This window comes from Gelidibacter gilvus (assembly GCF_004115975.1).
GTDB classification, from domain to species: domain Bacteria; phylum Bacteroidota; class Bacteroidia; order Flavobacteriales; family Flavobacteriaceae; genus Gelidibacter; species Gelidibacter gilvus.
Genome location: NZ_SDDZ01000001.1, coordinates 111296 through 125507, shown reverse-complemented (window position 1 = coordinate 125507; position 14212 = coordinate 111296). Strand labels below are relative to the sequence as shown.

The following is a 14212-nucleotide window of genomic DNA, read 5'->3' as shown; positions in this document are numbered from 1 at the left end:
TAAAGAAAACTATGAATTTACACAAAATATTAAAAATAGTAGCGGCACTTTTGGGTCTTGCAGGTATTATCTTTTTGGTGACAATTATCTCAAAAGGTGATACGGCAATTCAATCTGCGGCTACAGATGGCGATAGTGCCATCCTTGATCCAATGCTTTATGTAACTTACTTTATTTTTGCTTTGACCATTGTACTTGTTCTAATTTTCGTATTACAAAACTTGTTTACAAATACAAGTTCCTTGAAAAGTACGTTAATTGGCGTAGGGGCCTTTGTAGGAGTATTGATAATATCTTACGTATTGTCTAGTGGTTCGGATGCTGGTAATTATTATTACAACGGCGCTCCAGCCACAGAAGGTGAGTCACACATGGTTGGTGCAGGCCTAGTAGCATTTTACATTCTTATTATTGGTGCTGCGGCAGCAATGGCATTATCAGGAATCAAAAAAATAACTAAGTAACTATGGCAAAAAGATCAGCACCCGAAGTTAATGCAGGATCCATGGCTGATATTGCATTCTTACTTCTTATCTTTTTCTTGGTAACAACTACCATTGAAACTGATTCGGGTTTAAACAGAAGATTACCTCCAATAGATGATACAGAAGTGACGCCTCCTATTATTAGGCAGAAGAATATTTTTACAGTTCTTATTAACGGAAGAAATCAGCTTATGGTTGAAGATGAGTTAATGGAGCTTAAAGATCTGAGAAAAGCAGCGGTCGAATTTTTGGACAACGGTGGTGGTTCAGGAGAGGATGCTTGTACTTATTGTAAAGGGAAAAAAGATCCTAAATCATCTGATAATCCCGACAAGGCCATCATTTCATTGAAAAATGAGAGAGAAACCAAGTATGGTACTTATATCTCTGTTCAGAATGAGTTGGTAGCAGCTTATAATCAACTGAGAGATAGAAGAGCCACAGAACTTTATGGGAAGACTTTAAAGGAAATGGAAGCCAATTATAGCGATGTCAATTGGATAGGAAACAAGGAATCTCTGAAAGAGAAAATCGATAGGGTTAAAGTTGAATATCCTCAGAAACTGTCAGAAGTTCAATAATAATTTAGAAAAACATCAATAATGGCCAAATTTAATAAAAAGAAGTCAGGAGATTTACCGGCAATATCGACAGCGTCATTACCTGACATTGTATTTATGCTATTGTTCTTTTTTATGGTGGCAACTACAATGCGTGAAACGACATTGAAGATTGAAAACAAATTACCATATGCTGACCAGGTTGAAAAACTTGATAAGAAGGATTTGATAATGTATATTTATATTGGAAAACCACAAGAAGCTTTCCAAGGACAATATGGAAAAGAATCTCGGATTCAGCTTAATGATAAGTTTGCCGATTTAGTAGATATTAAATCTTTCATAGCGTCTGAAAGAGCGACAAAAAGAGAGGAATTAGTACCTTTTTTGACCGTAGCTCTTAAAGTGGATGAGAATGCCAATATGGGCCTGGTTAGTGACGTTAAACAGGAACTTAGAAAAGAGAATGCATTAAAAATAAACTATACTACCAGAAAAGGTGATATATCTCAAAACAAGTAAACAAGTTTATTAGTTAAATAGTCTACACAAGCATCCTAATAAAACGGGATGCTTTTTTTGTGAACTAAATTTAAAGGCGTGGCATTATCAATTATATTTGTAGTATGAAGACAGCCATATTTAGTGTCGTGTTCGCGTTTGTAACGTCAATCTTGTGGGCACAGCAACCTGTAGATACCACTTTTGTGGACTATAAATACAAAGAAGATCAATTTTACTTTTCAATTACCTATGATCTGCTGGGTAAAAAGCATAGTGAAGTCAAACAGAGTGGTTTTTCTAGTGGCATTCATTTTGGGGTCATCAAGGACATGCCCATTAATGAACGTCGAAACAAGGCTTTTGGAGTTGGATTGGGACTTTCTATAAATTCTTACAATCAAAATATGTTAATTTCACAAGATCAAGACGGGGAATATACCTATCAAATAATTGATGAAAATGAAATTACAATCAGAAGAAATAAGTTCACTACTTATTTAATTGAACTACCTATACAATATAGATGGCGCACTTCTACTGCAAAGGATTATAAGTTTTGGCGTGTACACACAGGTGTGAAACTTGGCTATGTGCTTTATAATTCCTCAAAATTTGTGGGCAGCATTGACGATATCAAACTGAGTAATATTGATGATTTCAACAAGTTGCAATATGGGCTCACACTTAACGCCGGTTATTCCACTTGGAATTTTCATGTCTATTATGGCCTGAATTCTATTTTTAAGGATTCAGCACAGTTGGATGGAAAGTCTATAGATATGAACAGTATTAAGATTGGCTTGATGTTTTATGTGCTTTAATTTTTGGTCAATAAGCATAGTTTTCAATCCGTAGTTCTAAGCGTTCTACAGCCAGTAATTCAACAACACTAACTGCGGCACAAATCCAACAAAAAAACCAATTAACAACTCTACATTCGTGTGTGCCTTCAAGTGCAGTCGAGATGTCGCGATGGCACCAATAATAATACACATCAATGCTATAGTGCCGTTTATGTTGATCTTAAAATGAATGCTCAACGCCACCGCAAACATAAAGAACCCAGCACTTCCAATCATATGAATGCTGGCTTTGAATTTTAAAATCGCCAAGAATAAACAGGTTAAGGTGGAAAGGAGAATCCCTAAATAGAAATAGTATAATTCTGGTATTTCGTCATAAGGCAACACCCTCTTTAAGATCAATAACATGATCAAGACGTTTAAAATCAAAGGAATAATGCGCTCTTTAGTTGTTTTTAGTTCTAGAGATTCTACTCTTTTAATAGTCTTGAGCAGAAAATATAAAAGAATTGGTAAAATGATGGTCAAGATAGTGACGGAGAATAGTTTCGCCTTCATTACCGGCTCAGGAATAAAACGAGGTGTTTTTGAGAAATAAAAAATCACCCCAAGTAGGGGCATGAGCAAAGGATGAAAAATATAGGAGATACTTTTTAAAAGATAGTGAATCATAATTGTTTTCGTAATCGCGCCACAGAAATGTCTAATTGTTCCCTGTATTTGGCAACTGTACGTCGAGCGATAGGATAGCCTTTTTCTAATAAGATAGCCGCTAATTTTTCATCGGTAAGTGGCTTGCGTTTATCTTCATCTTCAATGACGGTTTCAAGGATTTTTTTTATTTCTCGTGTAGAAACTTCTTCTCCTTGATCGTTGGTCATGGATTCCGAAAAGAATTCCTTGATCAATTTCGTGCCATAAGGTGTGTCCACATATTTACTATTCGCTACACGGGACACCGTTGAAACATCCATTTCAATTTCTTCCGCAATATCCTTCAAGATCATGGGCCTAAGCTTGCGCTCATCGCCAGTTAAGAAATAATCCTTCTGATAGTGCATTATTGAACTCATCGTCACAAATAAGGTCTGCTGACGCTGTTTGATGGCCTCAATGAACCATTTGGCAGCATCAAGCTTTTGTTTGATGAACATCACCGCATCTTTTTGCGATTTAGATTTTTCCCTGGCTTCCTTATAGCCTTTCATCATGTTGGTGTACTCTCTAGATACATGAAGTTCTGGCGCATTCCGACCATTTAAGGTAAGTTCCAGCTCACCATCCACAATTTTAATTGCAAAATCAGGAACAATATGTTCTACAACACGATTATTACCTGAATAGGAACCTCCTGGTTTTGGATTCAGACGTTCTATTTCTTCAATGGCGTCTTTGAGTTGAAGTTCACTAATGTCAAATTTCTGAATTAACTTTTTATAATGTTTTTTGGTGAACTGATCGAATGCAGTGTCAATAATCTCAATTGCCAATTCCACATCTGGATTTTTTTCCTTTCGATGTAGTTGGATGCTTAAACATTCTTGCAGATTACGTGCTCCAACGCCGGCAGGATCCAATTGATGGACCACATGAAGTACCTTTTCTATTGCTTTTTCATCCGTAAACACATTTTGCGTAAACGCAAGATCATCAGTGATATCAGCCAATGAGCGTCGGATATAACCGCTTTCATCGACACTGCCCACTAAAAACTCAGCAATATCCCGTTCGTCATCAGTCAATCTAAAAGTGTTAAGCTGATTGGTTAAATATTGGTTGAAAGACGTACCTGCAGCAAAAGGCATATCTCTGTCCTCATCATCGGCACTGTAGTTGCTAATTTGGGTCCTGTAATCAGGAATGTCGTCGTCACTTAGGTATTCATCAACATTGATGTCCTCACCAATTTGCTCATGCTCTTCATAATCGTCCTGAGTGTTGTCAAATTCATCATGTTGGTCGTCAAATTCATCTGTTTCCTTTCCAGACTCTAAGGCTGGATTTTCTTCCATTTCTTGCTTTAAACGCTGTTCAAATGCTTGCGTAGGCAATTGGATCAGCTTCATTAACTGAATCTGTTGCGGCGACAACTTTTGCGATAATTTGAACTGTAAATACTGTTTAAGCATGGGTTTTAAAAGATTTACTCTAAAAATAGAAAAAACAATCTACATAAGTAATAAATGCAGATTGTTTTGTGAAAAATTTACGTTTTCAGACCTTATAGCTGCTGAGTTTGAAGCCTAAAAGCTTGTTGGTTTTTTTTACTCTCTAGAAGTCCGCGTTATGCGGTGTTCTTGGGAAAGGAATCACATCACGGATATTGCCCATTCCAGTGACGAACATGACCAAACGTTCAAAACCCAGCCCGAAACCAGAATGTACTGCGGTTCCGTATTTGCGCAATTCCAAATACCACCATAACTCTTCTTCATCAATATTTAAGGCCCTCATTTTTTCTTTAAGAACATCTAAGCGTTCTTCACGTTGCGAGCCTCCTACCATTTCGCCAATTCCTGGGAACAGGATATCCATGGCGCGAACAGTTTTTCCATCTTCATTCAAACGCATATAGAATGCTTTGATATTGGCTGGATAATCAAATAAAATCACTGGACATTTAAAGTGTTTTTCCACTAAAAAACGCTCATGTTCACTTTGAAGATCAGTTCCCCATTCTTCAATGGTATATTTGAATTGCTTCTTTTTATTCGGTTTTGAGTCTTTTAAAATATCGATGGCTTCTGTATAACTTACGCGTTTAAAATTGTTTTCGATCACAAATTTCAATTTGTCGATCAGGTTCAATTCTGAACGATCAGCCTGTGGCTTAGATTTTTCTTCATCCAGCAAACGTTGCTCTAAAAATTCTAGGTCTTCACGGTTGTGTTCCAATACATATTTCAGGACTGATTTCAGGAAATCTTCAGCCAAATCCATATTGCCTGCCAAATCCATAAAAGCAACCTCTGGCTCAATCATCCAAAATTCTGCCAAATGGCGAGACGTATTGGAGTTTTCAGCTCTAAAAGTTGGTCCAAATGTGTAAACTTTACCTAATGACATGGCATAAGCCTCAGCTTCCAACTGACCAGAAACGGTTAAATTGGTTTCTTTGCCAAAGAAATCTTGTTTATAATCCACCTCGCCATCTTCAGTCAATGGTGGGTTTTTAGGGTCCAATGCACTTACACGAAACATTTCTCCCGCACCTTCAGCATCACTTCCAGTAATGATGGGCGTGTGCATATAATAAAACCCGTTTTCATTAAAATACTTATGAATAGCGAAAGATAAGGTAGAACGTAAACGCATCACGGCACTGAACGTATTGGTTCTGGTGCGTAAATGTGCGTTTTCACGTAAAAACTCAAAGGAGTGCTTTTTAGGTTGAATAGGAAAGGTCTCCGGATCAGAATCTCCTAAAATGACAATCTTTTCTACTTGAATTTCAACGGATTGTCCCTTGCCTTGACTTTCAATCAATTGGCCTTTAATGTGGACTGCCGCGCCAGTGGTAATGCGCTTTAATGTTTTTTCGTCAGTGTTTTCAAAGTCCACAACACATTGGATGTTTTGGAGCGAAGAACCATCATTTAAAGCGATAAAGCGGTTGGCTCTAAAGGTTCTTACCCAGCCTTTAATGTCAATGTCTTCCGATTTAAAATCGGCTTTTAATAGTTGCGCAACAGTTTTCGATGTCATTGTCATAAATTTTAAGAGTGCAAAGATAAAAAAAGCCTATGAGGTTTCAAGTACCAAACGATGAAATTGTAAATTACAAACCAAACTGTTGGAATTTGAGGTTTTTTTAATTGGAGTTTCCCTCTGTGTCGTCGTCCTCAGGAATAATATTGATGGTAGGTTGCTTCAATGTTTCCTTGTTGGCAATACTTCTTTCTAAGGATAAAAGTAAGGATGGTAACAACAATAAATTGGACAACATCGCAAATAATAAGGTAGCAGATACCAAAGCACCCAAAGCGACAGTACCTCCAAAGCTGGAAAGTGTAAATACCGAAAATCCAAAGAACAAGACGATGGAGGTGTAGAACATACTTACCCCAGTTTCTCGTAATGCACCATAGACTGATTTTTTGATCTTCCAGTTATTGGCTTGTAATTCTTGACGGTATTTTGCTAAAAAGTGAATGGTGTCATCCACAGAAATACCAAAAGCAATACTAAACACTAAAATTGTAGAAGGTTTTAACGGGACGCCTAAATAGCCCATCAATCCTGCGGTAATCAGCAAGGGCAAAAGGTTGGGGATCAATGAAATGACAATCATTCTAAAAGATCTGAATAGATAGGCCATAAATAAGGCGATCAAGAAAATGGCAAGTGATAGAGAGATGGCCAGATTCTTCACTAAATAATTTGTTCCTTTTTGAAACACCAAGGCTTTCCCCGTCATGATGACGTTATAGTTTTCTGCAGGAAACAGTCTATTGATTTCCGTTTGAAGGTCTTCTTCTATCCGTTCCATTTTGTCCGTGCCAATATCTTTCATAAAAGTGGTGATACGCGCGTAACGCCCTGTACTGTCCACGAAGCTTTTTAAAAGATCGGCTTCTGTATTGGAGTTTTTGGCGTAAGACAGGATAAAACTATTTTCTTGACTGGTGGGTAACTGGTAGTATTTTGGATTGCCATTGTAATACGCTTGTTTGGAATATTTAACCAAACTCACTACAGAAATCGGACGGGATAATTGAGGTATTTCATTAATGCGTTCTTCCAATTCATCCATCCGTTTGAGCGTACTCAATTTCATGACCCCTCTTTTTCGTTTGGTGTCCACCATAATCTCTAAAGGCATGATGCCATTAAATTCATTTTCGAAAAATCGGATGTCTTTAAAGAATTCGGTGTTTTGAGGCATGTCTTCAATGAGGCTGCCAGAAATTTTAATTTGAAAAATTCCAATTAAACTTACGGTTAACAAAGTCACCGCTGTAATGTAGATGGTGATCCGGCGTTCTTTGACCATACGCTCCATCCAATTGACAAAGCCGCTGGTCCAACGACGGTTTAGGTGATCTAGATGACGTTCTTTAGGGTGAGGTAAAAACGTGTAAATAATAGGAATGATAAGTATTGAGAGCAAAAAAATGGCGATAATACTTAAGGACGCCACAACCCCAAACTCCTTTAAAAGTGCACTTTCTGTCAAGATAAAGGTGGAAAAACCCACAGCTGTCGTGGCATTGGTCATTAAGGTGGCATTTCCAATTTTAGTAATGACACGCTGTAAGGATCTAACCTTATTCCCATGGTTCTTGACTTCTTGTTGGTATTTGTTGATCAGGAAAATACAATTTGGGATCCCAATGACAATGATCAAAGGCGGAATTAGAGCCGTTAAGACCGATATTTCATAACCTAAAAGACCAATGATGCCAAAGGTCCACATGACACCAAAAGACACCACAACCAACGCGATTAATGTGGCCCTGATGGATCTGAAAAATAAAAAGAAAATGAAGGAAGTCACCAAAAGGGCTGCACCAATGAAGAGTCCAATTTCATCCACGATGCTTTGCGAATTGATGGTACGGATATAGGGCATTCCTGAAACCCTGACATCTAAATTATATTTTGCTTCAAATTCTTCTACATTGACTTGAAGAATATCAATGATAAAGTCTTTTCTTGCCGATGTGTTTACAATATCTTTATTGAGATATATGGCCGTTCTAATGGTGCGCGTCTCTTTATTGAAAAGAAAATTGTCATAAAAGGGATATTGTTGAAACAGCTCTTGTTGCAGCGTATCAATTTCAGCTAAAGATGACAAGGAATCTTTAATGAAAGGTTGCAAGTCAAATTTTTGCTTTTCAGTGTTTTTTACGAGTTTTTGTAGGTCTTTTATTGAAAGAACGGTTTCAACTTCGTCATAATGCTTGAAACTTTCTGAGAGACGGTTCCATGCATTCAACTTTTCTACAGTAAAAAGTGAGGGGTCTTTGACGCCGAGAACGATGAGATTGCCTTCCTCCCCAAAAATCTCCAAAAACTGGTTGTAGACGATATTGACTTCATGGTCATCAGGAAGAAGATTAGCTTCCGTAAATGTGAAACGCATGTTTTTCCATTGAGTGCTGAGGAAAAGCGTTGCTAAAACGATGAGAATGAGGATGATGATTTTGTTGCGTAAAATCAATCGCGCTACAACCTCCCAGAAACTTTTTGAAGACAGTTTGGACATAATGTTTATTGCTGCAACAAAGGTAAAAAAACAAAAGATTAAACTTTTATTTACAGACTAATATTAAAAGTAAACTTAGCGGCAACATTATCCTCAAATTTAGGCAGATGATAAGCGCCATAACGGTAGGCAAAACTTAACCCGAAACCAAAAAGGATTTTATTTACTTCAAGTCCCGCTTCATAATAACCTTTGTTGAGTGTGCCAAATTCAATTTCTTGATGGCGTTCTATATGATCCATATCTCCCAATGCAAAACGTGATATAAGAACCATTTGTGGCTGCATGCGTTTAGAGATATTAAAAGGCTTGAGATAATGTTTTAATTGAAGTGTTGCGAATTTGTCCGAAAAAAATTCGTTGAAATACATGGTTTCGAAACTGTTGATACCCGCAACAGAAAATCGCTGTATAATGGTTTCCTTATCAAGATTATTGGGGTAGGTATGGTACAAATGGGTCAATGGTGTTTTGCCTAGCGCAAGACCACCAGATAAAGTGGCTTCAGTAAAAGATTCATCTTCGGTGTTTAAATCCAATATATAGATCGTTCTGAAATCGGCTTTAAAGAAATTGAAATCGGCGCCAAGAACATCTTTAAAACTTTTGGAAATTTGTAGGGTAAAATTGGGAAATCCATCTTTCTCGACATCGATATCACCTACGGGTTCAAAGGTATTGAATGGGTTCCATTGTAAGGACACTTTAGCAATACTCATGCGGAATTCTTTAAAAGCCGTGTCATCTACAAAAAACGTGTAGTCGTAAGTAGTGTATACATTGCTTCTAGACAGTTCGGTTTCCGACAGCAAATAAGGTGTGATTCTATGTTCAAGAGAAATAGTTTTGGTAATATGATGATGAAATAAACTGATGTTCAACAATCGGGGTTCGAAAAATGAAAAGAATCGTTTATCTGTCAAAAAGGAAGAGCTCCCAGTTTCTTGTAGATCGTCTGTGTAAGAGAGGTCAACCCATGTGTTTGAATGTTTGGAAAGCCTAAATCCGCCACCAATACTGTATTTAAAGTTATGGTCTTTAAATCCATATACCACGTAACCATTCAGACGGTATTTTTCAGATAGGTTATCGTTGGTTTTTCCGCCAAGCCCTGTTCTTAACCCTTCATACTGATTGTATTTTATCAAGTACCTTAGGTCAATATCGATATATTTAGTTGGAAAGAAGCCATTCCCAATCTGTTTGAAAAATTTACTTTTTTTGATTGAATCTTGTTCAACGATGCTGAGTGTATCTCCTATTTTACTAGGGACTTGTGACTGCGCTGACCATATACAGATGATAAAAAAAATCCAAACGCAGTATTTTTGCATATAATGAACGGTGATTAATTGATTTAAAGCTTAAAAGCGACTTTTGAGTCGCTTTTAATTATACGGTCATGATTTCCTTTTCCTTTACTTCGAAAGCTTCATCAATCTTCTTAACGTACTTATCGGTTAATTGTTGCACGTCTATCTCTATGCCTTTTTGAAAATCTTCAGAAAGATCTTCTAGTTTTTTGATTTCTGTATTGGCATCTTTTCTTGCACTACGCACGCCAATTTTGGCGTCTTCTGCTTCCGCTTTTGCTTGTTTTGCCAATTCACGGCGACGCTCTTCAGTTAAAGGTGGCACATTGATAATGATAAGGTCACCATTGTTCATTGGGTTAAACCCCAAATTTGCGATCTGGATGCCTTTCTCAATTTCTTGGAGCATCTTTTTCTCCCAAGGCTGTACGGCAATTGTTCTACCATCAGGTGTATTCACGTTGGCCACTTGTGCCAATGGTGTTTGGGCGCCATAATAATTGACCATGACATTCCCCAACATGGCAGGGCTTGCCTTACCTGCTCTAATGTTTGAAAATTGCTTTTCAAGATGCTTGATGGCATTCTCCATCGCTTCTTTTGTGCTGTCTAATATAAAATTAATCTCTTCGTTCATCATTAAAATTTTTAATTTCTAAAACATTTCAAAAAATGGGCCAAATGGCTTTTTTGATCTATAGATTTACTTTTGTTCCAATTTTTTCTCCCAAAACCACTTTTAAAAGGTTTCCTCTTTTGTTCATGTCAAATACAATAATTGGTAATTCGTTTTCCTGACTCAGTGTAAATGCTGTAGTGTCCATGACTTTTAATCCTTTACGTAACACATCGTCAAAAGTGATATGGTCAAACTTTATTGCAGATCTATCTTTTTCAGGATCGGTATTGTAAATGCCATCTACACGAGTACCTTTTAAAATAACATCGGCCTCTATTTCAATAGCTCTTAAAACCGCTGCAGAATCTGTTGTAAAATAAGGGTTTCCAGTGCCACCACCAAAAATGACCACACGGCCTTTTTCTAAATGGCGCATGGCTCTTCGTCTTATAAACGGCTCTGCTACTTGATTGATATGAACTGCAGACTGCAGCCGTGTTGGTATACCAGCATCCTCAAGGGCGCTCTGTAAAGCTAAACCGTTAATAACCGTGGCCAGCATTCCCATATGGTCGCCTTGTACGCGGTCCATGCCATGGCTTGCCCCTGCAACACCTCTAAAAATGTTTCCTCCACCTATAACAATGGCTACTTCAACGCCTTTTTCTGTAATGGCTTTAATGTCTTCGGCATATTCTGCCAGTCGTTGCGGATCAATTCCGTATTGACGGTCTCCCATTAAAGCTTCGCCAGATAATTTGAGTAGAATTCTTTTATATTTCATGTTGTGTTGAAAAGTTTAGCAAATATAATGATTATTGTAATTTACAAAAGTGGAAGTTGTTTATTTCCATCTTAAGGTTTCCATGATGTGCTTGATATCTTTTTTTAAATAGTCTGCCGCAGGCAAAATTGAATCATAATTTGGTTTCGCATAAAAATAGAGTGATCCATTAAGAAAATGATTGACGCTATCTGTGACATAAAATTGTGATTGTGATGCTGCATTGCCACCAACTTCATAGAACATGCCGTAAACTTGATGGTCTTTGTTCTCATAAAAATCGCCTTCAATAACATCAGCTTTTTGCGTGTGTTCTTGGGTAAGGTTCTGCGAGTCCCTAATCAGTGGGATAAGATTGTCTTCTGTTACTTTGATGTAGGTCAAATAAATAGTCCCTTTTAGACTCGGGTAGTCAATATTGACACCAACAGAAACGTCCTTAGAATCCATTTTGATTTTCCTTACGCGTTCAGCCAAAGTGTTTTTTTCAAAAACGAAGGGCAAATCAACATCGGTTTCTTGGTATTCTGCTTTCGGATAATCCAATCGTAAAAAACCTTTTGGTTTTGGAACTGGATCATCTCCGCAGGAAAAACAGAGTAATACGGTCAATACAAAAACAAAAAGTTTGGATTTCATCATTTTAAAATGGTAAATTTTACTAGTTTGATTCGTTTTTTATCTAATGCTTCAATGGTAAAAACGTAATTTTTAAAATTTATTTTACTGTTTCTTCTCGGGAATATTCCTGAAATTTCCAGTACAAAGCCTGCAAGAGTTTCTGCTTCACCTTTGTGGTTTTCAAAATCAGAGTCGTCATCGAGGTTGACAATTTTGTAAAAATCCTTTAATGGTGTTTTGCCGTCAAAAGAATAGTTGTAGTCATCAATCTTACTATAAGTCAAATCATCATCGTCAAACTCGTCACTGATGTCGCCTACAATTTCTTCAATAACATCCTCCAAAGATACTATGCCTGAAGTACCACCATATTCGTCCACCACAACTGCCAGGTGTACTTTCTTCTCTTGGAATTCCGCCATTAAATCGTCCAACTTTTTGTTTTCAGGCACAAAAAACGGATCACGTAACAAGGCCGTCCAATCAAATTGCTTTCGGTCAATATAAGGTAGGAGGTCTTTTACATATAAAATCCCAACCACACTATCGATAGTTTCTTTGTAAATAGGAATCCTGGAATAGCCGTTTTTGATGATCTCTGGAATGATTTCAGAATATTTTAGTTCTTTATTCAACGCGAAAATATCAATTCGTGGACGCATAACTTGCTTGGTGTCCGTATTGCCAAATGAGACGATTCCTTGCAGGATTTTATGCTCTTCCTTGGTGGTTTCATGTTCGCTCGTAAGTTCTAAGGCCTGAGATAATTGGTCCACACTAAGGTTGGATTTCTGTTTGCCCAATTTATTGTGGATGCCAAGGGTAATTGAACGCATTGGCAAACTAATTGGTGAAAAAAAGATGTCCAGGAATTTGACAGGTTGCGCCATGAACATTGCGAATTTGATTCGGTTTCTATTGGCATAAATCTTTGGGAGAATCTCGCCGAAGAGTAAAATTAAAAATGTGGCAATTACAACGTCAAAGATAAAAGCCAGGTCCAATTTGAAATTGAAAATTTGGACGATCATGTTTCTCCCTTCAAATATCGTTTTACTAATAGTGGCAAAGAGCAATACTGTAGCAATATTAATGAAGTTATTAGCAACAAGAATGGTGGCCAATAGCTTTTTAGGACGTTCCAATAATCGTGAAATAATCTGGAATGCAGTCGATTTTTCCTCCAAACCTTTATCAATATCTGAACGGGTTAAAGAGAAGAATGCCACTTCGGCACCAGAAATAAGGGCAGAGCAAGCGAGCAGAACAACTATTAAAATGACACCTATAATAAACTCGAGGTTCTCAGAAGATTGAATGATTAGTAATAGCGTGGGTTCAGGGTCCAATACAAAAGAAATTAGTTAGATTTTTTTAAAATGGTAAATCATCATCTTGTTTAGGATCCGCAACGTTTGGATTTGGGTTTGTTGCAGATTGCCCTTGGTTTGAAGCATTATCCTGACTTTCATTTTTAGTGGTTAAAAATGTGAAATCTGTACATTGGATTTCTGTTGAATAGCGTTCAATACCTTTGTCATCAGTCCATTTTCTTGTTTTAATGCGACCTTCAATATAAACTTTATCGCCTTTACTCAGGTATTTCTCGCAAATCTCAGCGGCTTTATTACGAACAACAATATTATGCCACTCTGTATTTGTAATGCGCTCATTGGTTTGCTTACTTGTATAAGTCTCATTGGTGGCCAAAGGAAATCTCCCAACGCAATTTTTATCATCGAAATAGTGCATTTTCACATCATCTCCCAAATGTCCAATTAACATGACTTTATTTAAAGTACCTGACATAGTTGTTTTAGAATTTATTTGCAAAATTAACCATTTGCATTGATTTTCTTAAAAGTAATAAAAAAATCTGAGTTAATATTTCTTGGGCTTTGAATTTGTTATGCTGAATTGATGATTCTTTTGATGCCATTCTTCAGCTCGGGTACATAAAAATTTAAGAGCAATCCGAGTTTATAATTACTAAGTTTCAGATAGGTGAGAACTTGAGCACTATGAACTTCTATGAACATTTCCACCGTTTTAATTTCTATGACGACCTTGTTATCTACAAGTAGATTTATTCTGTAACCATGGTTGAGTTTAACGTCTTTATATACAATGGGCATTGGTTTTCCTTTTTGAACGCTTAGGTTTTTAATTTTATTTTCAAACAATAAGCATTCTTGATGTGCAGATTCCGGTAAGCCCGGGACCAATTGCTTATGGACATCAATTGCGCATCCAATAATGATGTTGGAAAGTTCGTTTCCTATCATATCTCTATAAGTTGTTGTTTAGTTATA

The 14212-nt window shown here is 37.1% G+C and carries 15 protein-coding genes; 4 read left to right on the top strand and 11 right to left on the bottom strand.

Going from position 1 to position 14212, the window contains the following annotated elements; genetic code table 11:
- Positions 1 to 11 precede the first annotated feature (11 nt).
- From ESZ48_RS00545 to ESZ48_RS00530, 4 genes are all read left to right on the top strand, one after another.
- A complete protein-coding gene (locus ESZ48_RS00545) occupies positions 12 to 464 on the top strand; it encodes a hypothetical protein (RefSeq protein ID WP_129015363.1) in 453 nt (150 codons plus the stop codon).
- Positions 465 to 466: 2 nt separating this feature from the next.
- Positions 467 to 1066, top strand: a complete 600-nt coding sequence (locus ESZ48_RS00540) for an ExbD/TolR family protein (protein ID WP_129015362.1) — start codon at positions 467 to 469, stop codon at positions 1064 to 1066.
- A 21-nt stretch (positions 1067 to 1087) separates the two neighbouring features.
- On the top strand, positions 1088 to 1567 hold the full coding sequence (locus ESZ48_RS00535) for an ExbD/TolR family protein (RefSeq protein ID WP_129015361.1): 480 nt from the start codon (positions 1088 to 1090) through the stop codon (positions 1565 to 1567).
- Positions 1568 to 1671: 104 nt separating this feature from the next.
- Positions 1672 to 2370, top strand: coding sequence for a porin family protein (locus ESZ48_RS00530; protein ID WP_129015360.1), 699 nt, complete (start codon positions 1672 to 1674; stop codon positions 2368 to 2370).
- 45 nt (positions 2371 to 2415) lie between these two features.
- On the opposite strand, the gene ESZ48_RS00525 is transcribed toward ESZ48_RS00530, so the two are convergent.
- From ESZ48_RS00525 to ESZ48_RS00475, 11 genes are all read right to left on the bottom strand, one after another.
- Positions 2416 to 3024, bottom strand: coding sequence for a hypothetical protein (locus tag ESZ48_RS00525; RefSeq protein ID WP_129015359.1), 609 nt, complete (start codon positions 3022 to 3024; stop codon positions 2416 to 2418).
- Positions 3021 to 4481 (bottom strand): RNA polymerase factor sigma-54, encoded by a 1461-nt coding sequence (gene rpoN, locus ESZ48_RS00520; RefSeq protein ID WP_129015358.1) that lies wholly within the window; start codon positions 4479 to 4481, stop codon positions 3021 to 3023. Before rpoN ends, ESZ48_RS00525 begins: the two co-directional genes overlap by 4 nt.
- A gap of 142 nt (positions 4482 to 4623) precedes the next feature.
- On the bottom strand, positions 4624 to 6057 hold the full coding sequence (gene asnS, locus ESZ48_RS00515; RefSeq protein WP_129015357.1) for an asparagine--tRNA ligase: 1434 nt from the start codon (positions 6055 to 6057) through the stop codon (positions 4624 to 4626).
- Positions 6058 to 6163: 106 nt separating this feature from the next.
- Positions 6164 to 8563: an efflux RND transporter permease subunit gene (locus ESZ48_RS00510; RefSeq protein ID WP_129015356.1), complete on the bottom strand. Its 2400-nt coding sequence runs from the start codon at positions 8561 to 8563 to the stop codon at positions 6164 to 6166.
- A 50-nt stretch (positions 8564 to 8613) separates the two neighbouring features.
- Positions 8614 to 9897 (bottom strand): hypothetical protein, encoded by a 1284-nt coding sequence (locus ESZ48_RS00505; protein ID WP_129015355.1) that lies wholly within the window; start codon positions 9895 to 9897, stop codon positions 8614 to 8616.
- Between the two features lie 58 nt (positions 9898 to 9955).
- Positions 9956 to 10513, bottom strand: a complete 558-nt coding sequence (frr, locus tag ESZ48_RS00500; protein ID WP_129016027.1) for a ribosome recycling factor — start codon at positions 10511 to 10513, stop codon at positions 9956 to 9958.
- A 58-nt stretch (positions 10514 to 10571) separates the two neighbouring features.
- Positions 10572 to 11279, bottom strand: a complete 708-nt coding sequence (gene pyrH, locus ESZ48_RS00495; protein WP_129015354.1) for a UMP kinase — start codon at positions 11277 to 11279, stop codon at positions 10572 to 10574.
- Positions 11280 to 11339: 60 nt separating this feature from the next.
- The gene (gene gldD, locus ESZ48_RS00490; RefSeq protein WP_129016026.1) at positions 11340 to 11918 is read right to left on the bottom strand and encodes a gliding motility lipoprotein GldD; all 579 of its coding nucleotides are present in this window, start codon (positions 11916 to 11918) and stop codon (positions 11340 to 11342) included.
- Positions 11918 to 13249 (bottom strand): gliding motility-associated protein GldE, encoded by a 1332-nt coding sequence (locus ESZ48_RS00485; protein WP_129015353.1) that lies wholly within the window; start codon positions 13247 to 13249, stop codon positions 11918 to 11920. Before ESZ48_RS00485 ends, gldD begins: the two co-directional genes overlap by 1 nt.
- 25 nt (positions 13250 to 13274) lie before the next feature.
- Positions 13275 to 13709, bottom strand: a complete 435-nt coding sequence (locus tag ESZ48_RS00480) for a single-stranded DNA-binding protein (RefSeq protein ID WP_129015352.1) — start codon at positions 13707 to 13709, stop codon at positions 13275 to 13277.
- A gap of 98 nt (positions 13710 to 13807) precedes the next feature.
- Entirely contained in the window at positions 13808 to 14185 is a 378-nt protein-coding gene (locus tag ESZ48_RS00475; RefSeq protein WP_129015351.1) for a GxxExxY protein, read from the bottom strand.
- Positions 14186 to 14212: the final 27 nt, after the last annotated feature.